Annotated in this window: 18 protein-coding genes; 10 read left to right on the top strand and 8 right to left on the bottom strand. The window is 30.9% G+C overall.

The features are described from left to right. Window positions 1-366 precede the first annotated feature (366 nt). Both lrgA and lrgB read left to right on the top strand, forming a co-directional pair. Window positions 367-813 (top strand): antiholin-like murein hydrolase modulator LrgA, encoded by a 447-nt coding sequence (lrgA, locus tag NSQ15_RS02070; RefSeq protein ID WP_017637574.1) that lies wholly within the window; start codon window positions 367-369, stop codon window positions 811-813. A gap of 2 nt (window positions 814-815) precedes the next feature. Continuing rightward, window positions 816-1,517, top strand: a complete 702-nt coding sequence (gene lrgB / locus NSQ15_RS02065; protein ID WP_340746895.1) for an antiholin-like protein LrgB — start codon at window positions 816-818, stop codon at window positions 1,515-1,517. Window positions 1,518-1,592: 75 nt separating this feature from the next. Here lrgB and NSQ15_RS02060 read toward each other — a convergent pair whose 3' ends face one another. The 4 genes from NSQ15_RS02060 to NSQ15_RS02045 are packed head-to-tail and all read right to left on the bottom strand — an operon-like array spanning window position 1,593 to window position 5,169. Beyond that, complete coding sequence (locus NSQ15_RS02060) at window positions 1,593-2,282, bottom strand: ABC transporter permease (RefSeq protein ID WP_017637572.1); 690 nt, start codon at window positions 2,280-2,282, stop codon at window positions 1,593-1,595. Window positions 2,283-2,284: 2 nt separating this feature from the next. After that, a complete protein-coding gene (locus tag NSQ15_RS02055; protein WP_154835304.1) occupies window positions 2,285-3,238 on the bottom strand; it encodes an osmoprotectant ABC transporter substrate-binding protein in 954 nt (317 codons plus the stop codon). A gap of 21 nt (window positions 3,239-3,259) precedes the next feature. Next, window positions 3,260-3,895, bottom strand: a complete 636-nt coding sequence (locus NSQ15_RS02050) for an ABC transporter permease (RefSeq protein ID WP_029056137.1) — start codon at window positions 3,893-3,895, stop codon at window positions 3,260-3,262. Continuing rightward, window positions 3,895-5,169, bottom strand: a complete 1,275-nt coding sequence (locus NSQ15_RS02045) for a betaine/proline/choline family ABC transporter ATP-binding protein (RefSeq protein ID WP_154835306.1) — start codon at window positions 5,167-5,169, stop codon at window positions 3,895-3,897. The genes NSQ15_RS02050 and NSQ15_RS02045 overlap by 1 nt, the downstream gene beginning before the upstream one ends. A gap of 493 nt (window positions 5,170-5,662) precedes the next feature. Between NSQ15_RS02045 and NSQ15_RS02040 the strand changes: the two genes are divergently transcribed. After that, on the top strand, window positions 5,663-6,442 hold the full coding sequence (locus tag NSQ15_RS02040; protein ID WP_340746894.1) for a (S)-acetoin forming diacetyl reductase: 780 nt from the start codon (window positions 5,663-5,665) through the stop codon (window positions 6,440-6,442). Window positions 6,443-6,529: 87 nt separating this feature from the next. Here NSQ15_RS02040 and NSQ15_RS02035 read toward each other — a convergent pair whose 3' ends face one another. Continuing rightward, window positions 6,530-7,132: a YdeI/OmpD-associated family protein gene (locus NSQ15_RS02035; protein WP_017637567.1), complete on the bottom strand. Its 603-nt coding sequence runs from the start codon at window positions 7,130-7,132 to the stop codon at window positions 6,530-6,532. Between the two features lie 178 nt (window positions 7,133-7,310). Here NSQ15_RS02035 and NSQ15_RS02030 point away from each other — a divergent pair, with 178 nt between their 5' ends. Then, window positions 7,311-9,011, top strand: a complete 1,701-nt coding sequence (locus NSQ15_RS02030) for an APC family permease (RefSeq protein ID WP_154874079.1) — start codon at window positions 7,311-7,313, stop codon at window positions 9,009-9,011. A gap of 122 nt (window positions 9,012-9,133) precedes the next feature. Beyond that, window positions 9,134-10,489 (top strand): carboxylesterase family protein, encoded by a 1,356-nt coding sequence (locus NSQ15_RS02025; protein ID WP_154835312.1) that lies wholly within the window; start codon window positions 9,134-9,136, stop codon window positions 10,487-10,489. Between the two features lie 43 nt (window positions 10,490-10,532). Here the strand turns inward: NSQ15_RS02025 and NSQ15_RS02020 are convergent, their stop codons facing one another. Beyond that, window positions 10,533-11,702 carry an MFS transporter gene (locus NSQ15_RS02020; RefSeq protein ID WP_017637564.1) on the bottom strand — a complete coding sequence of 390 codons (1,170 nt, stop codon included), beginning with the start codon at window positions 11,700-11,702 and terminating at the stop codon, window positions 10,533-10,535. Between the two features lie 729 nt (window positions 11,703-12,431). Between NSQ15_RS02020 and NSQ15_RS02015 the strand changes: the two genes are divergently transcribed. Together NSQ15_RS02015 and NSQ15_RS02010 are read left to right on the top strand one after the other, a co-directional pair. Then, window positions 12,432-13,109, top strand: a complete 678-nt coding sequence (locus NSQ15_RS02015) for a response regulator transcription factor (RefSeq protein ID WP_154874073.1) — start codon at window positions 12,432-12,434, stop codon at window positions 13,107-13,109. Next, a complete protein-coding gene (locus NSQ15_RS02010) occupies window positions 13,102-14,571 on the top strand; it encodes a HAMP domain-containing sensor histidine kinase (RefSeq protein WP_340746893.1) in 1,470 nt (489 codons plus the stop codon). Before NSQ15_RS02015 ends, NSQ15_RS02010 begins: the two co-directional genes overlap by 8 nt. Before the next feature lie 88 nt (window positions 14,572-14,659). Here NSQ15_RS02010 and NSQ15_RS02005 read toward each other — a convergent pair whose 3' ends face one another. Together NSQ15_RS02005 and lnsB are read right to left on the bottom strand one after the other, a co-directional pair. Continuing rightward, window positions 14,660-15,448 carry a CPBP family intramembrane glutamic endopeptidase gene (locus NSQ15_RS02005; RefSeq protein WP_154835319.1) on the bottom strand — a complete coding sequence of 263 codons (789 nt, stop codon included), beginning with the start codon at window positions 15,446-15,448 and terminating at the stop codon, window positions 14,660-14,662. Between the two features lie 34 nt (window positions 15,449-15,482). Next, entirely contained in the window at window positions 15,483-16,238 is a 756-nt protein-coding gene (gene lnsB, locus NSQ15_RS02000) for a CPBP family lipoprotein N-acylation protein LnsB (protein WP_154835321.1), read from the bottom strand. Window positions 16,239-16,445: 207 nt separating this feature from the next. Between lnsB and NSQ15_RS01995 the strand changes: the two genes are divergently transcribed. The 3 genes from NSQ15_RS01995 to arsB all read left to right on the top strand — a co-directional run bounded on the left by NSQ15_RS01995 (window position 16,446) and on the right by arsB (window position 19,751). After that, window positions 16,446-18,023 carry an FMN-binding glutamate synthase family protein gene (locus NSQ15_RS01995; RefSeq protein WP_046467035.1) on the top strand — a complete coding sequence of 526 codons (1,578 nt, stop codon included), beginning with the start codon at window positions 16,446-16,448 and terminating at the stop codon, window positions 18,021-18,023. 121 nt (window positions 18,024-18,144) lie between these two features. Then, on the top strand, window positions 18,145-18,462 hold the full coding sequence (locus tag NSQ15_RS01990; protein ID WP_154874071.1) for an ArsR/SmtB family transcription factor: 318 nt from the start codon (window positions 18,145-18,147) through the stop codon (window positions 18,460-18,462). Then, a complete protein-coding gene (gene arsB, locus NSQ15_RS01985; protein WP_340747182.1) occupies window positions 18,462-19,751 on the top strand; it encodes an arsenite efflux transporter membrane subunit ArsB in 1,290 nt (429 codons plus the stop codon). The genes NSQ15_RS01990 and arsB overlap by 1 nt, the downstream gene beginning before the upstream one ends. Window positions 19,752-19,769 lie beyond the last annotated feature (18 nt).

Below are 19,769 nucleotides of genomic sequence, written 5' to 3'. Positions count from 1 at the left end.
TTATTTTTCCATTACATCTTGAAGTATATATTTTTTAGTATTATCTTTAAAATAGGTAAGCGCTTACTATATAATAATAAATGAATTTGTCGAAACTTACTAAAAAATAAAAGGATAAATTTTTTGAAAATTGTCACGAAAACGACGAATTCAATGTACAAATTAATATGAATTATATTGTATAATTGCTCGTGAATTACTTCACAAAAAATTCGTTTGAACTTTGCAATTGATTTTTTTATTTTTTAAAACTAAATAACTTTATCTTTTAGTTTACGTTTTAAATTAGTAAGTGAATCCTATTTTTGACAAATCCAAACGTTCTTACCGAATCCATATACAAATAGAACAGGAGGAATGTATGTTATGGCTAACTCATCTTCTACAAAAGAAAGAGTTCAACATACATCTGGAAGAGTGTACAATTTCTTCCAACAAGCTTTAACAATTGCAGTTATTTTGTTTATCTCTAAGATTATTGAAGCATTCATGCCTATCCCAATGCCCGCTTCAGTAATTGGTTTAGTATTATTATTTATCGCTTTATGTACTGGAATTGTTAAATTAGAACAAGTCGAAACAGTAGGAACTACTTTAACTAATAATATTAGTTTTTTATTCGTTCCAGCCGGCGTTTCAGTAATCAATTCATTACCTGTATTAAGTCAAAGTCCAATATTGATTATTTTATTAATCATTTTATCTACAATCTTTTTATTAATTTGTACTGGTTTCGCTTCTCAATTATTAGTGACAAAATCATTGTTCCCTAGTAAAGAGAAAAATGAAGAAACTAGTCGTATAGGAGGTTAATCATGGTAGAACATTTAGGTATTAATACTCCATATTTTGGTATTTTAGTTTCCCTTATTCCATTTGTAATTGCTACATATTTTTATAAAAAAACGAATGGATTTTTCTTACTTGCACCTTTATTCGTTAGTATGGTTGTAGGTATTGCTTTCTTAAAATTGACAGGAATTAGTTATGCAAACTATAAAATAGGTGGAGATATTATTAATTTCTTCTTAGAACCAGCTACGATTAGTTTTGCAATTCCTTTATATAAAAAACGTGACGTATTAAAAAAATATTGGTTACAAATATTTGGTGGTATTGCTTTAGGTACTATCGTTGCACTTATTTTAATCTATCTAGTTGCAACTTTATTCCAATTCAGTAATCAAATTGTTGCTTCAATGTTACCTCAAGCTGCAACAACAGCAATCGCTTTACCTGTATCAGAAGGTATCGGTGGTATGAAAGAACTTACATCATTAGCGGTTATTTTAAATGCTGTAGTTATTTCTGCATTAGGTACTAAAATTGTAAGATGGTTCAAAATTTCAAACCCAATTGCACGTGGTCTTGCTTTAGGTACTAGTGGTCACACATTAGGTGTAGTTGCTGCTAAAGAATTGGGAGAAACTGAAGAATCTATGGGTAGTATTGCAGTTGTTATTGTAGGTGTTATTGTAGTAGCAATCGTACCTATTTTAGCGCCAATATTATTATAGGTTAAACGTTGTAGTAAGTTAAAATTAATAAAACAAGGTCAGGGCTATGAAAGTAGTCCTGACCTTGTTTTATATTTATTTAATTTGTTGTGGTTGATGTTCAAATTTCTTTTTGTTTTTACGAGTTGGATCTAGTCGTTTTTCTAAGAAACGTAATCCTAAATCAATTAAAATAGCTATTAAAGCAATTGGTATCGCTCCTGCTAAAATGAATGTTGTACCGTCTGTTGAGTTAGTTCCACGAATAATAATATCACCAAGTGTTGGTGCACCAATGAATGACCCAATAGCAACAATACCGATTGCAACTACTAGTGCAATACGAATGCCACCTATAATCACTGATAAAGATAATGGTAACTCAATCATTCGTAATACTTGGTTTCTAGTCATTCCCATACCCTTACCAGCATCTTTAATATTTTCATCTACATCTACAATACCTGTATAAGTATTTTTAATAATTGGGAGTAGCGAATATAAGAAAACTGTTACAACAACAGTTGTTGGACCTAGTCCCATAGCTAACATCAAAATCGCAAGCATTGCTATGGCTGGTACTGTTTGAATAATATTAGCAATTGTAATAATAGGCCAAGCTAGTTTCTTATATCGAGCTATGACAATGCCTAATGGAATACCTATAATACAAGCAAACAGTACACCGTAAACTGACATTAATAAATGTTTAAAGAATAATTCCATAAGGTAGCCAAAGTTCAATGAATAATATTCAATAATAGATTGGAATAAATTACCTTTCATAATTATTGACCACCTTTCTTACTATTTTTGTCACCATCAAAATAGTTATGTTTTTTCAAGTATTCTTCTGCAATAATTGCAGGTTCTTTCCCTTTACCGTCAGCTTCATAATTTAACTTTTGCATTTCTTTAGTTGAAACTTTACCTTCTAACTTTTTCAAAGCTGTATCAATTTTTGGATTATCTTTAATCACTTTTTCTGTAGCCAATGGACTACCATCATATGGTGGGAAAAATTTACGATCATCTTTTAAAATTTTCAAATCGTAAGCTGCAATACGTCCATCAGTAGAATATCCCACAGCTACATCCAATTTTTTATTTTTTAGTGCATCATATACTAAACCTATTTGCATTGGTCGTGCACTTGCAAATTTAAATCCGTAATCTTTAACGAAGGCTGGATATCCATCTCCTGCTCTATTCATCCATTGTGTATCCATACCTAATTTCAAGTCGTTTTTATGTTTTTCTAAGTCTGAAACTTTTTCTAAATGGTATTTTTTAGCTGTTTCTTTTGTCACCATAAATGCGTACGTGTTCGCAAATCCTAATGAATTATAATATTTTTGATCATATTTTTTCTTGAAAAGCTTTTGTGATTCAGACATCGCTTTTTTAGGATCTTTTGTTGGTTTTGCATTTAACACACTAGTTAATTCTGTACCTGTGTATCTTACAGCTGACATATTAACGTCGCCGCGTTGCAATGCGTTATGTTGAATAATACTTGATCCTAAGTTCCCAATGATTGTCGGCTTGATTTTGCCTTTAGTTTCATGTTCAATCATTAGTTTCTCCATATTTGCAATAATCTTTGTTTCACTTGTTTCAGTAGTCGTGATTTTAACATCATCTTTTGAATTGCCGTCACCTAAACCTGGTAAACTACATCCAGATAATACTAAGAGGGACAAGGCAATAAGAATCACTGTATATTTAATATGTTTCTTCATATTGTTACATCCTCCCTTTTCTTATCTAGATACTTTTAATCCTTTAGGTACCGCCCATTTTTCAACTAATGATAATAGCATGTCGACAATTAATGCTAACAATGTAACTAAAATAGCTGCACTAATAATCATAGGTGGTTGATATAAATTTAATCCATTGAATACTAAGTCTCCTAGTCCACCAGCACCAACATAACTCGCTAAAGTAGCCCAGCTGATGACATAAACACTTGAAAGTCTAATGCCACTAATAATTAATGGTAAAGCTAGAGGCAATTGGACATCTTTCATTAATTGAAATTGTGTCATACCCATACTTTGTCCAGCTTGTATAACATTTTTGTCTATATTTTTGACACCTAATACAGTATTATTCAATATCGGTAATAATACATAAATAAATAATGCAACAATGGCAGGTGTCTTACCTACTCCGAAAATAGGTATCATAATGGCCAATACAGCTAAAGTCGGTATCGTTTGAAGTACGCCAGCTATCGTTAATACAACATTAGCAGTTTTAGTCGTTTTAGATAATAAGATGCCAACAGGAACAGCTACGACGATTGCAATTAATAAAGCAATGATAGAAATATAGAAATGTTCAATCGTCTTTGATACGAGCTGGCTTCCATATTCATTCAAAAATGCTTTCATTATCGTTCATCTCCCGCTTCATCTTTATTCATCTCGTTTATAGAAGATGTATTCACATGTTGATGAGTGTCGTCTTGATTGTGAAGATTATTTAAAGATTCATTCCCATTTGAAATGTTTGTCTCATTTGGCTCTACAGATTCTGACATTTCAGTATCACCGTCGCCCCAAATGGAGTCATATACGATATCAACTAAGTTTGCACGTGTGATAAGACCTATTAATTTATTGTCATTATCAACAACAGGTATGTTTCTCACATTACGTTTTAAAATAGTTCTAACTGAATCTTGTAATTTGGAATCAATATGTACTTTATAAATATCACGTTGCATTGTATCAATCAGTTCTTTTTTAGCTCTTAAACCCTGGTTAATATCTTCTATATCTAAGAAACCAAGTAGTTTGTCATGGCTATTCACCACAAATATTGTATCTACACGTCTCTCACGCATGATATTAACTGCATCATTCAATGAATCATCTGCATGAACAGTAACAGGTTTAATCATGGCACCTTCAACTGTTTTCATATTTGGTCTATCTTGGATCAATCTGTTTTGACCAATAAAGTCTTTAACGAAATCATTGGCTGGGTTTCTTAATATATTATCTGGCGTATCAAATTGCACAACTTTACCTTGTGACATGATGCAAATTTTATCTGCGAGTTTAATTGCTTCATCCATGTCATGTGTTACGAAAATAAATGTTTTACCTAATTTTCGTTGTAATTCTTTAACTAAATCTTGTAATGTATCTCGAGTTATCGGATCAAGCGCACCAAAAGGCTCATCCATTAAAATGATATCTTGTTCAGCAGCTAGTGCTCTCACTACACCAATACGTTGTTGTTGTCCACCAGATAATTCAGCTGGATAGCGATCTAAATATTCAACTGGTAAATCAACAAGTTGAATTAACTCTTTTGCTTTTGCATCTTTCTTTTCTTTAGACCACTTTAATAATTTAGGTACTAATACAATATTTTCTCTAATTGTCATATGCGGCATTAAACCAATTTGTTGAATAACATAACCGATACTTCTTCTTAATTCCACGGGATTCATATGACGAACATCTTTGCCATTCATCTGGATTTCTCCATCAGTGGCCTCAATCATTCGGTTAATCATTCTTAATGCAGTTGTCTTACCACTACCACTCGTCCCAATAAATGCGATAAACTCTCCTGATTCAATATCAAGTGATAAATTATCAACTGCCTTTTTATTCCCAGAGTAAATCTTGGTTAAATTCTTAATACTTAACATGATTATTTTCCCCTTCCATTAAGTAAAAAATGGCGAATATCACTATACAATTTAAAAGACCAGCAGAACAGTTGTTAACTAATAAATAATATTGGTTGAACAAGCATACGATGGTCTTTACCTTCAATGTTTAATTTTAAAAAGATGTCATTATGTTACTGCTATGTGTATAACATTGGCTTTAGGTTTCTATGTATGCATATTCGACAACGATATAAATATATACCCTATATAATTTTAATAAACATATTGCGTTTTTACAAAATTCATTTATTTAAACTTAACAAATTTATAAAGATATTCATAATTTTAATTTGAATTACAAAACGATAAACATTGTATTTCTAGCTTAAAATTATGAATTGTGAAAGTTATTTTAATAATTAATGACAATAAATCGAAAAGTATTTTTATGTTACACATTTATGAATACCTAATGTTCTTTTGTGATATTTTGAAATTGTATTAAAAAAAATAAAAAGAAGGGTTAAAAATGAATGAACAAAATAAAGTAGCAGTTGTAACTGGTGGCTCACAAGGTATTGGTTATCAAATTGCTAAACGTTTATTCTCAGATGGTTTTAAATTGGCTATTGTAGATTTCAATGGAGAAGGTGCAAATCAAGCAGCACATGCTCTATCACAAGATGATTCAAAAGTAATCGCAATCAAAGCTGATGTTTCAAATCGAGACGATGTATTCAATGCGATGAATCAAACAGTAGAACACTTTGGAGACTTACACGTACTAGTAAGTAATGCAGGTTTAGGTCCTATGACACCTATTGATTCTATTACCCCTGAAGACTTTGACAAAGTATATGGTGTCAATGTGAAAGGTGTACTATGGGGTATTCAAGCAGCACATGCTCAATTTAAACAGTTAGGTCATGGTGGTAAAATTATTAACGCCACATCACAAGCTGGTGTTGAAGGAAATGCAGGATTATCACTTTATAGTAGTAGTAAATTTGCTGTAAGAGGCTTAACGCAAGTTGCGGCACGCGATTTAGCACATGAATCTATCACAGTAAATGCATTTGCACCAGGTATTGTCCATACACCAATGATGGAAGGCATAGCTAAAAAAACAGCTGAAGAAGCTGGCCAACCTGAATCTTGGGGATGGAAACAATTTACTGATCAAATTGCTTTAGGAAAACTATCCCAACCAGAAGATGTATCCAATGTTGTTAGCTTTTTAGCTGGTAAAGATTCAGACTATATTACTGGCCAAACAATCATCGTTGATGGTGGCATGAGATTCCATTAATAATCATTGGCATTGTTTAAACTCTTACTATATAAAAAGACTAAGCGAAGTTAGCAGTATATGATTACTGTTAGCTTCGCTTAGTTATTACTTATCATGCATACCTTTACCTTCAAGGATATGATTAATATATTTATCCACACGCTTTTGTCTAGTATCTGCGCGTTTTGCTTCTCCGATATGATGTAAATATTGTCGTTGTCTCCCAGGTGTTAATTGTTTAAATGCTTCTTTTAACTCTGGCATTTTATCAAATTGTTGTTGTAGTTCATCTGGAACTTCATAGTCCTCTGTTTTCTTTAATTTTACTTCTTTACCTGCTTTTTCAATGTCTATCGCTTGTTTCACATAATCAATAATTTCTTCTTTTCGTGATTGAATATCTTCTAATTTTTCAAATCGTAACTGTCTTGCAGATTGTACGTTTTTCGTTTGTTGAATTAGCGTGTTGTAACTGTCTTCTATTAATGCACCTTTGAAAAACATAACCGCAACATATTCTTTAAACCCGTGTATTAAAACAACGTTTTTATTATTAATTGTGTAACAAGGGTGCATCCATTTCATTGTTTCTTCTAAATCATCAAAATTTACAATGGTCTCTCTTAAATAATTGAATTCATCTTTCCATTGACTATCCTTTTTTAAAAATGCTTCCACATCAGCATTGATATTTTTTTGACTACTCATTTGTTTGCCCTACTTTCTACTTTTTCCAGTGATTTATTCACTATTATATACCAAAATATTTAAAACACTATTTTTATACATTTATACAAAAATTACAATATATGCATTTGACTAATATTTTAACTAGCGTATAATAATGGCGTAGTATTTTCAGAATATAAAAGAATGAGGAGTCAATATGGCAAATAAAAATGAAACAGAATCGAATAACAGCAAGATTAATCTGCCCCAATTAGTGTTACTCGGACTAGGATCATTAATTGGTTCAGGTTGGTTATTCGGTGCATGGGAAGCATCTTCTGTTGCAGGCCCAGCAGCTATCATTTCTTGGATTATTGGATTCGTAGTTATAGGAACAATTGCTTATAACTACATAGAAATTGGAACTATGTTCCCACAATCGGGTGGTATGAGTAACTATGCTCAATATACACATGGTTCACTACTTGGTTTCATAGCCGCTTGGGCAAACTGGGTATCACTAGTAACGATTATCCCTATTGAAGCAGTATCTGCTGTTCAATATATGAGTTCTTGGCCTTGGGATTGGGCTAAGCCAATGAGTGCCTTAATGAAAGACGGTTCGATAAGTACTTCTGGTTTATTCGCCGTTTATGCTATTATTATCATCTTTTCATTATTAAACTATTGGTCAGTAAAATTACTAACGTCATTTACTAGCTTAATTTCATTCTTTAAATTAGGTGTACCATTATTAACAATTATCATGTTAATGGTATCTGGATTTGACACTGGTAATTATGGTCATTCTGTAGGTACATTCATGCCATACGGAAGTGCACCAATATTTGCTGCGACTACAATGTCTGGTATTATCTTCTCATTTAATGCATTCCAAACAATCATTAATATGGGATCAGAAATCAAGAGTCCTGAAAAAAATATCGCACGTGGTATTGCAATTTCATTAACTATTAGTGCTGTACTATATGTTATTTTACAAAGTACATTTATCACTTCAATGCCACAATCAATGATTCATGAACATGGTTGGAGCGGTATTAACTTTAACTCTCCATTCGCTGATATGGCTATTTTATTAGGATTAAATTGGTTAGCTATTTTACTTTATATTGAAGCTGTAGTATCACCATTTGGTACTGGTGTATCATTTGTTGCTGTAACAGGTCGTGTGTTACGTGCAATGGAAAAAAATGGTCACATTCCTAAATTCTTAGGAAAAATGAATGAAAAATATAAAATCCCACGTGTTGCAATTGTCTTTAATGCTATTATCAGTATGGTAATGGTGACATTATTCCGCGATTGGGGTACACTAGCAGCCGTTATTTCAACTGCAACATTAGTTGCTTATTTAACAGGTCCAACAACAGTTATCGCATTACGTAAAATGGGACCTAAGATGACGCGTCCATTCAGAGCTAGAATTTTAAAATTCATGGCACCACTGTCATTCGTACTTGCTTCATTAGCTATTTATTGGGCTATGTGGCCAACGACTGCAGAAGTTATTTTAATCATTATTTTAGGTTTACCAATTTATTTCTTCTATGAATATAAAATGAATTGGAAAAACACTAAAAAACAAATCGGCGGAAGTTTATGGATTATCATTTACCTAATTGTACTTTCTTTCCTATCATTTATCGGTAGTAAAGAGTTCAAAGGTTTAAACTGGATTCACTATCCATGGGATTTCTTAGTTATCATTACTGTTGCCCTTATTTTCTATCAATTAGGTGCAATTAGTTCATTCGAAAGTGTCTATTTCAGACGCGCTAAGAAAATGAACAGCAATATGGGTGATAAACTTAAGAAACGTAAACGTCGTGAAAGACGCGAAAAAATCGCCGAAAAACGTCAAGAACAACAAGAAGAGCAAGAACAAAATAAATAATATATTGAAAACTGCTAATGACTAAAAATAGTCTTTAGCAGTTTTTTGTATGTTGTTAGAAGTTATCAATCATTTATTATATAGTGAATATATAGTACGAATTGAGAGGACGAGTGGTGTGTATGGTGAACGTGAAAACAAGCAATGGAGAAATTAATGGTATTCATAAAGATGGTATAGATACATTTCTTGGTATTCCGTATGCCACCTTGTCTAATGGACGTTTTAATCATTCTAAAGTTTATAAACAATGGTCTGAAGCTATACATGCAACACATGTTCAAAGTATTCCTCCTCAACCTTATAATCAACTTGAAGACTTTTTCTCAAATGATGATGACTACCATTTCAATCAATTTTCTCAACATGAAGAGTGTCTATATTTGAATATATGGCGACAGCATCACCATTCTGAATCACGTCCAGTTATTATTTATTTTTACGGTGGAGGCTTTATCAATGGTCATGCTAATGCCGAATTATACTCTCCTAAAAATGTTGTAAAACAAGAAGATGTCATTGTCGTCACTTTTAACTATCGTTTAGGTGCATGGGGATTTTTAGATTGGTCTTATATCAATTCTAATTATGATTTAAATAATGGATTATCTGACCAACTAAATGTTTTAAAATGGGTTCACCAAAACATTGAAGATTTCGGCGGTGATCCTAACAATGTCACATTAATGGGACAATCAGCAGGAAGTATGAGCATCATGGCTTTAATGCAATTACCTCATACTTATCCATACTTCCATAAAGTAATGTTGCTAAGTGGCATCTTAAACTTAGATAGCCCAACAATAGGATATGATAAAGCTCAAAGATTTAGTAACTTAATCTCAAAACAATGTCCTAATGTCTCAATAGATGCATTATCGACTGACGATATATTAAATATTATGATGTTAGATCAAACATCTAGAGGGAATTCAAAAGGATTGGAATTAATATATGCACCCATTCAAACAGCTGATATGGACTTTAATAATGCTAACTTTTCAAAACCCATCTTCGTTTCATATACGAAAAATGAAGGTGATATTTATATAAAAAATGAATCACGCAAACTATCTCCCGAACGATTTGTTGAAGCCATGTCATTTAATAAAGTTAATATCGATTCGACGGAAGCGATATCTGCCAAACAGCAATCAGATTGTATTACCAAGTATATTTTTCAACAGCCAGTACATCGTTTCTTAAATGACATGAAGCATAACCCACATATATGGTTAGCTTGTTTCAAGTGGTATCGTACTGATAGTAAGTACTATAAAAGTGCATATCATATTTTAGATATGATTTTTTGGTTTGGTAACTTGAATATTTTAAAAGCGCATCAATTATCTGTTACACAGCATGAAACAAAGTTAAGCTCGAAAATGATACATGATTTATGTTACTTTGCTACACACAGTAAAATGCCTTGGACCCCTTATAATGAAGACAATAAAAGACCATTTAAATACAAATAAAAGCGTCTCCTCTTTTGGGAGACGCTTTTGTTTACTTAAAAATTTAATTTTTAGCAAAATGATTATTTTTTAATGCTATAGTAACAATTAAACCTAAAAATCCAATGAATGCACTCGTATAAGTCACAAAGTGAACTGACATATTTGATACAACGAGTCCACCTATAATGCCACCCATTCCTATTCCGGCATTCAAACTAGACATGTTCCAACTCATCACTTGACTTGTGTCGCCTTCAACTTGTTCGATAAGACCACTTTGTACGGCAGGATTAGTACTCCATTGCATAATATTCCATACAAATAAACCAATTAATAACATAATAGTACCTGATAATATGAAGTTCAAAATAAGCATCATTACAATAAATATCGTAATTGAAATAATCAACCAACGCTTACTTGTCCATTTATCAGCAAAAATACCACCTAATGATGTACCAATGACACCAGCAACACCATTAATTAATAATGCGAGTGATACAAATGACATTTCGTGACCATTTGATAATATAAGTGGATTAATATATACAAATGTGACTGAGTTTGCAACTAAAATCAAGAATGTAATTGTTATAAATTTAGCAACTTCACCAGGACGTAATACTTTTGATATGACTTGATTGCTATGATTAGTGTTTGAGTTATTAGAATGACTTAATTCATGTTCTTTAGGTAGGAAAAACATCATTAATATTCCAACGATAACACTGATAACAACTATAAATACAAATGTAAATCGCCAACCTACCATATCACCTATTAATGTTCCTACAGGTACTCCAAACACATTTGCTCCGCTAAAACCTGAATAAACGATTCCTATCATTTTCCCTCGATTTTTAGCTGGCGTTAACATTGCAGTGAGCGCTAGTACTTTTACAATAATTAATGAGGCCGCTGCAGATGAAAGAATTCGACCTATAACTAATATCGTGAAATTAGGTGCGACTGCTATAATTAAATTCCCTATAATAAAAGCAATTAAGGTCCATAACAGGACTGATTTAGCTTTAAAACGTTGTGTTACTTTAACAAGTATTGGCCCACAAATCGCAAACGTTAAAGCATATAAAGTCACTAGTTGACCTATTACGGCTTCTGATACATGTAAGTCCTGACTCATTAAATTCATAATTCCAGCTACCATCATCTCAACCATTCCAACGATAAATACACTGAATATGAAGGTGATGATACGCATCAACGACATAATATATCCCCCTTCCCTATAAAATTACAATATTTGTAGCATCAAAAAAACAGCTACAAACCCATTTAATTAGATTAGTAATTGTTACATTATATAATATAAATTAATACTTTTGTTTGTCAGGAATTTAAAATTTTAAAATTTGTCTTCACCAATGGCATGATTAATGATTTCCAAAGCTACAATCAAAATCAGTGTGCATATTAAACTACCATTAACTATATAAGAGTTGTGTAATAACATTTCCACCCCAAAATCTTTATGACTCCTATTTTCAATGAATACTAAAATAAATCTTAAAATATTGTAAGTTACTGTAATCATTAACAAAAAAGACATTAGATAACCTAGGACTTTCATTTTATATTATCCCCCATCTTTAGTTTATTATCGTATTTCTCTTTAATTTCACCAAAATAGATTAATAAAGTATTAATAAAAGAAATACCACAAATGACGTATGGTCCCTCTAAGAAGTTAAAGAAAGTTAAATTGAAATACTCTCCCAATTCTCTCACGAATAATAGTGTTAAGACTGAAATTATAAAAACACAAGAAGTCACTAGAACTTTTTTCATTGCTAACATCTCCTAAACTTATTATTTAATTTCATGTTATGACATATAAATAAAGCTTCATTTATTTTAAGTTTAAATTTTCCTTAAATATCGAAAGTTTCATAGTTTAATTATTTAATAACGCGTAAACTATAACTGTGAGGTGGATAAAATGAATTCTCAAATATTAATCATTGAAGACGATAAAGATATTCAAGAATTAATCAAACTTTCTTTAACAACTAAAGGAATTTCATCTATAGATACGGCTGATGATATAGAAGAAGGCTTAAACTTTATAAATCAATATACATACAATGTCATATTATTAGATTTAAATTTAAAATCAGAAGATGGATATGAATTAATGAAGTATATTGATTTATCATCTACCTCAGTAATAGTCGTTACCGCTAAGGAAGAAAATATAGAATTATATAGAGGGTTTGAAAAAGGTGTTGTCGATTATATTAAAAAGCCCTTTGATCCAATGGAATTATATTATAGAGTGTCTCTTCATTTAAAAGAAACACCAAATGATACGTATAAACATGAACATTTAACAGTTAATTTTAAAAGTGGTTTAGTTCAAATTAACGAACAACCTGTTACACTCACAGCTCGGGAACTAGACTTACTTTTCTATTTTATTAATAATAAAAATCAAATTTTATCTAAGGAGCAAATTTACGCAAAAGTTTGGGGATATGAAACATCAGTTGATGACAATACATTGATGGTACATATTAGAATGTTACGACGAAAAATTGAAAAAGATCCTAATCATCCAGAATTTATAAAAACATTACGTGGAAAGGGATACATATTTAAGGATAATCATTATGAATAAACGATTTATATTAAAGTTTTTTAAATACTTAGCGACATTTTTAATATTGTCTTTTGCAATTATCATTATCACTTCTTTATTCATCTTAAAATCAATGTTGGATGCGATATATTCTGATATTAAAAGTATCGATCCTGATTATTTTATTACTGGTAAAGTTGAAGATGTACCATATTCGTATTTAAAGGGATTAGCAACAGAAGAAAATGCAAAACTATATTTAACAAACAATAAGGGGAATATTATTTATCCTAAAAATTCCAAAATACAAAATGTTAAACCATTAATTTTGAAAAACATCAATTATTCGAATGCTGTTCCTATATCTAAAAAAGAAAAGAATTATATTGTTTATATATACAAAAATAAGCATCAGTCTTCAATCAAAAATTCTAAGAATATTAATACGCATCAATTACTTCAAAGTATTACAACTCATGATTATAATAAATACAATTTTAACTATCAAAACAACAAAATTAAATTTCACAAAAATTCTAATCAAAATCAAATTTTAAGTAAATCAATTTCTCAAAGCGATATAGCGAATAAACTTATTGATATTCCTAAAATTTTGATAATTGCTTTAATCATCAATGTCATCTTAGCGTTAATTACTTCTTATTTAGTATCAAGAAAGCTAACTAAACCTTTAGGCTATTATATTGATTGGATTGGTAATCTATCTAAGGAAAAACTGCATCAACCGAATACTAAAGGTAATATTAAGAAATATAGTAAAACGTATCCAGAATTACACAAATCATTAACATCATTAAATCAACAATTACTTCAAGACAAAATATACCAAAATCAGATTAACTATTATAAATCAAAATGGATTTCTCAAATTTCACATGATTTAAAATCACCACTAACGTCTATCTATGGTTATTCAAAAATAATTGAAGTTGATGACTCAAATAAAAAATATTTAAATCTTATATCAGAAAAAGCTAAATACATGGAAGATTTGATACAAAGTTTAAATAAAGATTTTGATAAAGAAACAAATCAAATGAAACATGATAAAGAAAGTTTTCCAATTCAATATACAGTAGAAAAATTCGTTTCCTCTATTGGTTATGACAATATAGAACTCTCTTTTCTATTTGATCAAGAAGAAACTTTTTATGGTAATAAATTATATTTTGAAAGATGTCTTATCAACTTAATAGAAAATAGCATTGAACATAATAATCTAAATCCAAAAATTAATATATTGTTTGATAAAATTGAAAATACTCTTTTAATTGATTACAAAGATAATGGTCAAGGATTACCAAGTAATAAAAATGATATTTTCAAACCTGGTTATAGTACTAAAGCGACCAACAAAGTTAATCATGGTTTAGGATTAACCATTATCAAAGAAGCTATTGATTATCATAATGGCAGTATTCATATTATTCCTACAACGAACGGCGTACATTTCAAAATCAAATTAATTTCACAGATATAAAAAAGCCAACTAATGATTTCAATTAAGTTAATCATTAGTTGGCTACTTGATTATTTAAAGCTCTAAATCATATTAAACAATCGCCTAACTATAAAGTAAATAACATCGCTACAAAGGCGACACTATTATTAATTACATGTAATGTTATGGTCGCTGCTAAGTTACGATTAGTAAAGTGATACGCTGCAACAAAACAACTTGCCATAATAATATATGGCCCTATTTCAAATGGTGACTGTGCATCTGTTACGTGCACACTTGCAAATATTAAAATGGACAACACATACATAACAACATAAGTTAATTTTTTACCCAGTTCATGAATTAATAAATGTCTAAACAGTAATTCTTCTACGATAGGTGTAACGATCACAATGTCTAAAAACAAGATTGGCCACATCCAACCTGATGTAAACATTTGTGCTAACATTTTATTATTTTCGGTATCATCAAATTGATATTTTTCAGGTAAAAATTCAACCATAGCTCCATACAAAATATTTAATACATACATAACAACAATAATAATCGCAATTGTTGCGAAATGTTTTTTCAAATCTTTAAAACGTTGTTTAGCTAAGGAAATTAATGTTTTTCTGTGCATTAAATAAAATAATAACAATACTAATGCCATACCAATCAAGCCAAATACAGTAGCAAAATTGGTTATAAGATTATTAATTTTATGATCTGACTTCATATGAAGTGAATTCGATATAATAAAAGCAATTAACATACCAATCATTGGTAATAAGAATTGCGCTAATATAATATAGGCAGGAATAAGCCAAAAATCTCTTTTAACTACCTTCTTTGATGCAAATTCATTCTGTAATTTATCAGAATCTAATAGTTGTTGAGTAGTTTCATTTTCCATAAAATTCTCCTTTAAATCTTCTTTAATTTTATTACTACATTAATAAGAATTTCACTGTAAAAACGATAAAAATAATGAGTTGAATACCTGCTTGAAATAAATAAGCTGCTGCTAAATTCATTCCAGATTTAAGATACACAAATGTTGAACCTATAGCAATAATCAAATAAGGCAACATTTCCATTATATTTATCATATCATACACATGGACAAGCACTTCTATGAATATAGAAAGTATAATCACTATAACAATATGCCACTTTTTCCTTAATTCATGAATTAATACGTGTTTATAAATAAGCACTTCAATCATAGGTCTTAAAACAACCATTGATATAAGGGTAAAGAATAATGCAGATGGATAGTTAAATAAACCTTCTACTCTACGTTCATATTGTGTTGGTCCAAAGTTTAATATACCTAGTAACCATGTTGCCATTAACAGACCTAATAATACAACGACGATAGAAATCATAATATGTATAGTGTATTGTTTTGCATAATGAAATTGTCTTTTCATTACTTGTGCTATATCAAATTTATGCATTACAAAAAAGGCAAATAATGTTAAAAACTGAGCTAACACGAATCCCACGCTTAAACTAAGATTATATAAAAATTGTGCCGGTGGTCTTTGCGTTACCATTGCTGTTAATCCTAATGTCCCAAATACCGTACCAATAGGAATTAACATTTGAAATAATATGTATATAGGTATGATTAAAAAATCCTTTTTCATCATTTGGTTTTGATTCCAAACGTCACGTTGTAATTGGTTATATTGGCTCATGTGTCACCTCCTAAATCGCATTTTATCACAATTACTTTATCATTTTATTATTCAGTTGAATACACTAATTAAAATAAATTGTCTCACATAAACATTTCATAAACTAAAATAATTTAAATTCTACAATATAAATTTAACCGGTTTCATTGTAAAACATTAAGAATGGTGTATCATAGTGTTGGAGTAATGATTAAGGGGGGCATATTAATGAGTGTACTAACGACGATGCAGTTCATTGTCAACATCATTATTATGATTTTTTTATTGGGTGCATTATTATTAGGTATCATTTGGCTAATCAAGGATAAACGACAAACACAACACAGTGTATTAAGAAATTATCCGTTACTTGCACGCATTAGATATCTTTCAGAAAAAATGGGGCCTGAATTAAGACAATATCTATTTTCTGGTGATAATGAAGGTAAACCCTTCTCTCGTACAGATTATAAAAATATCGTATTAGCTGGAAAATATAATTCAAGAATGACTAGTTTTGGTACTATGGAAGATTATAAAGATGGATTTTACATACAGAACACAATGTTTCCACTTCAAGCAAATGAATTAAAAGTGGATAACACCACACTACTTTCAACTTTTATTTATCAAATTGAGAATGAACGTTTATTTAGTAGAGATGAACATCGTAAAAGTAAGGAAGTGGATCCTTATTATTTAACTGATGAACACGCTGTCGTTCTCGGAGAACATCTTGCGCATCCTTATAAAATCAAACGATTAGTTGGTCAATCAGGGATGAGTTATGGTGCATTAGGTAAAAATGCTATTTCTGCTTTATCTAAGGGATTATCTAAGGCTGGCACATGGATGAATACAGGTGAAGGTGGTTTATCAGAATACCATCTTAAAGGCGATGGAGATATCATTTTCCAAATTGGACCAGGCCTTTTTGGTGTAAGAGATAAAGAAGGTAATTTCAGTAAAAAAGAATTTAAAACACTTGCTGAACGTAAAAATGTACGTGCATTCGAATTAAAATTAGCTCAAGGTGCCAAAACTCGTGGCGGTCATATGGAAGGTGCAAAAGTAAACGAAGAAATTGCTAAAATTCGTAATGTTGAACCGTTCAAAACAATCAATTCACCAAACCGCTTCGACTTTATTCATAATGCTACTGATTTATTAAATTGGGTAGATGAAATCCAACAATTAGGCCAAAAGCCAGTTGGTTTTAAAATAGTTGTGAGTCGTGTTGAAGAAATTGAAAACTTAGTCAAAACTATGGTTGAACTTGATAAATATCCAAGTTTTATAACTGTTGATGGTGGCGAAGGTGGTACTGGTGCCACATTCCAAGAATTACAAGATGGTGTAGGTCTTCCATTATTAACTGCTCTACCTATTGTTTCTGGTATGTTAGAAAAATACGGTGTTCGTAATAAGGTGAAAATCTTTGCATCTGGAAAATTAATTACACCTGATAAAATTGCAATCGCTTTAGGATTAGGTGCTGACTTAGTTAATATTGCACGCGGTATGATGATAAGTGTAGGATGTATTATGAGTCAACAATGTCATATGAATACATGTCCTGTTGGTGTTGCGACAACAGATCCTAAAAAAGAAAGAGGACTAATTGTTGATGAAAAACAATATCGTGTAACCAATTATGTAACAAGCCTTCACGAAGGATTATTTAATATTGCAGCAGCTGTTGGCGTATCAAATCCTACCGAAATTACTGCTGAACATATTATTTATCGTAAAATGGATGGTGGCACACAAACTATTCATGATTACAAATTAAAGTTAATATCTTAAATGAGCTCAATGTAACGCGATCACTTCAATGTGGTCGCTTTTTTAATGTCATTTTCTTACATAAACCTTCATAGACAGATATCTATATAGATGATAATCTATATTTAATTTGGAGGTTATCATGACTTATCAACAATTAGCAATTTTATTAAAAGTGTTATCAGATGAAAATAGATTAGAAATTTTAGATATTCTATCTTGTGGTGAATTATGTGCGTATGACTTATTATCATACTTTCAATTTTCTCAACCAACGTTAAGTCATCATATGAAAATCTTAGTCACACATCAATTTGTCACCACTCGAAAAGAAGGAAATAAACGATTTTACCAATTAAATGATGCGTTTTACACTCAAATACTTAATCATTTAAACCTCATTAAAAATAATAATGAACAATGTAAATGTCATTCAATGAAATTAGGTGATAGTCAATGATGAGTATCCTTGCTATTGCTATATTTCTAATAACCCTCTTATTTGTTATTTGGCAACCTAAAGGATTAGATATCGGAATAACCGCTTTAATAGGTGCTGTCATCGCAATTATTACAGGCGTTGTTAGTTTATTAGATGTCGTTGAAGTCACTCAAATTGTTTGGAATGCAACACTTACTTTCGTGGCTATTATATTAATATCCTTAATACTAGACCAAATCGGCTTTTTCGAATGGGCAGCCGTACACATGGTACGTGCATCAAATGGAAATGGTCTCATGATGTTTATTTTAATTATGGTTCTGGGTGCTATAGTAGCAGCATTTTTTGCCAATGATGGCGCAGCATTAATACTAACGCCCATCGTACTTGCTATGGTACGTCATTTAGGTTTCAATAAAAAGATTATCTTTCCTTTTATTATTGCCTGCGGATTTATTGCTGATACGACGTCCTTACCCTTCCTAATTAGTAACTTAGTCAATATCGTTTCTGCTGATTACTTTGGTATTGGTTTTATTGAATATATGGGGCGCATGATTATCCCAAATATATTCTCATTAGTCGCAAGTATAGTTGTTTTATGGATTTATTTTAAACATTCTATACCTAAACGTGTAGATATCTCACATATCAATAAACCAAAAGATGTAATTAAAGACCGTCGTTTATTTAATATTTCTTGGATCGTTATTATTGTTTTAATGATTGGTTATTTTGTTAGTGAGTGGATGCAAATTCCAGTTTCAATTATTGCTGGTGTTATTGCGATAATATTCCTAATACTTGCTAGCCGATCCTCAGTAGTAAATACGAAACAAGTCCTTATAGGTGCTCCGTGGAATATTGTCATCTTTTCAATAGGCATGTATTTAGTCGTATTCGGTTTGAAGAATGCCGGCATTACTACTTTATTGGCACATGTTTTATCAATGATTTCGAACCATGGATTATTTGCTAGTATTATGAGTATGGGATTCATATCTGCAATTCTCTCTTCTATTATGAATAACTTACCTACAGTTTTAACTGATGCTATAGCAATTGGACAATCAGGTGTTTCTAGCACAATTAAAGAAGGAATGGTTTATAGTAATGTTATTGGCTCTGATTTAGGTCCTAAAATAACACCTATTGGTTCGCTAGCAACATTGTTATGGTTACATGTACTGGCACAAAAAGTCATGAAAATTTCTTGGGGAACATATTTTAAAACAGGCATTCTCATTACTCTACCTGTATTATTCTTTACATTACTAGGTCTCTATTTAACATATTTTATTTTTTAACATAAAAATGGCAACATT

Origin of the sequence: Staphylococcus sp. FSL W8-0774 (assembly GCF_038006785.1) — a bacterium.
Lineage (GTDB): Bacteria > Bacillota > Bacilli > Staphylococcales > Staphylococcaceae > Staphylococcus > Staphylococcus pasteuri.
The sequence above is the reverse complement of the archived record's forward strand: the minus strand, read 5'-3'. Positions and strand labels throughout refer to the sequence as shown.

What these genes read in the sequence shown, in the direction of transcription:
- lrgA (WP_017637574.1), top strand. Translation starts at nt 367, where the DNA reads ATGGCTAACTCATCTTCTACAAAAGAAAGAGTTCAACATACATCTGGA.
- lrgB (WP_340746895.1), top strand. Translation starts at nt 816, where the DNA reads ATGGTAGAACATTTAGGTATTAATACTCCATATTTTGGTATTTTAGTT.
- NSQ15_RS02060 (WP_017637572.1), bottom strand. Translation starts at nt 2,282, where the DNA reads ATGAAAGGTAATTTATTCCAATCTATTATTGAATATTATTCATTGAAC.
- NSQ15_RS02055 (WP_154835304.1), bottom strand. Translation starts at nt 3,238, where the DNA reads ATGAAGAAACATATTAAATATACAGTGATTCTTATTGCCTTGTCCCTC.
- NSQ15_RS02050 (WP_029056137.1), bottom strand. Translation starts at nt 3,895, where the DNA reads ATGAAAGCATTTTTGAATGAATATGGAAGCCAGCTCGTATCAAAGACG.
- NSQ15_RS02045 (WP_154835306.1), bottom strand. Translation starts at nt 5,169, where the DNA reads ATGTTAAGTATTAAGAATTTAACCAAGATTTACTCTGGGAATAAAAAG.
- NSQ15_RS02040 (WP_340746894.1), top strand. Translation starts at nt 5,663, where the DNA reads ATGAATGAACAAAATAAAGTAGCAGTTGTAACTGGTGGCTCACAAGGT.
- NSQ15_RS02035 (WP_017637567.1), bottom strand. Translation starts at nt 7,132, where the DNA reads ATGAGTAGTCAAAAAAATATCAATGCTGATGTGGAAGCATTTTTAAAA.
- NSQ15_RS02030 (WP_154874079.1), top strand. Translation starts at nt 7,311, where the DNA reads ATGGCAAATAAAAATGAAACAGAATCGAATAACAGCAAGATTAATCTG.
- NSQ15_RS02025 (WP_154835312.1), top strand. Translation starts at nt 9,134, where the DNA reads ATGGTGAACGTGAAAACAAGCAATGGAGAAATTAATGGTATTCATAAA.
- NSQ15_RS02020 (WP_017637564.1), bottom strand. Translation starts at nt 11,702, where the DNA reads ATGTCGTTGATGCGTATCATCACCTTCATATTCAGTGTATTTATCGTT.
- NSQ15_RS02015 (WP_154874073.1), top strand. Translation starts at nt 12,432, where the DNA reads ATGAATTCTCAAATATTAATCATTGAAGACGATAAAGATATTCAAGAA.
- NSQ15_RS02010 (WP_340746893.1), top strand. Translation starts at nt 13,102, where the DNA reads ATGAATAAACGATTTATATTAAAGTTTTTTAAATACTTAGCGACATTT.
- NSQ15_RS02005 (WP_154835319.1), bottom strand. Translation starts at nt 15,448, where the DNA reads ATGGAAAATGAAACTACTCAACAACTATTAGATTCTGATAAATTACAG.
- lnsB (WP_154835321.1), bottom strand. Translation starts at nt 16,238, where the DNA reads ATGAGCCAATATAACCAATTACAACGTGACGTTTGGAATCAAAACCAA.
- NSQ15_RS01995 (WP_046467035.1), top strand. Translation starts at nt 16,446, where the DNA reads ATGAGTGTACTAACGACGATGCAGTTCATTGTCAACATCATTATTATG.
- NSQ15_RS01990 (WP_154874071.1), top strand. Translation starts at nt 18,145, where the DNA reads ATGACTTATCAACAATTAGCAATTTTATTAAAAGTGTTATCAGATGAA.
- arsB (WP_340747182.1), top strand. Translation starts at nt 18,462, where the DNA reads ATGAGTATCCTTGCTATTGCTATATTTCTAATAACCCTCTTATTTGTT.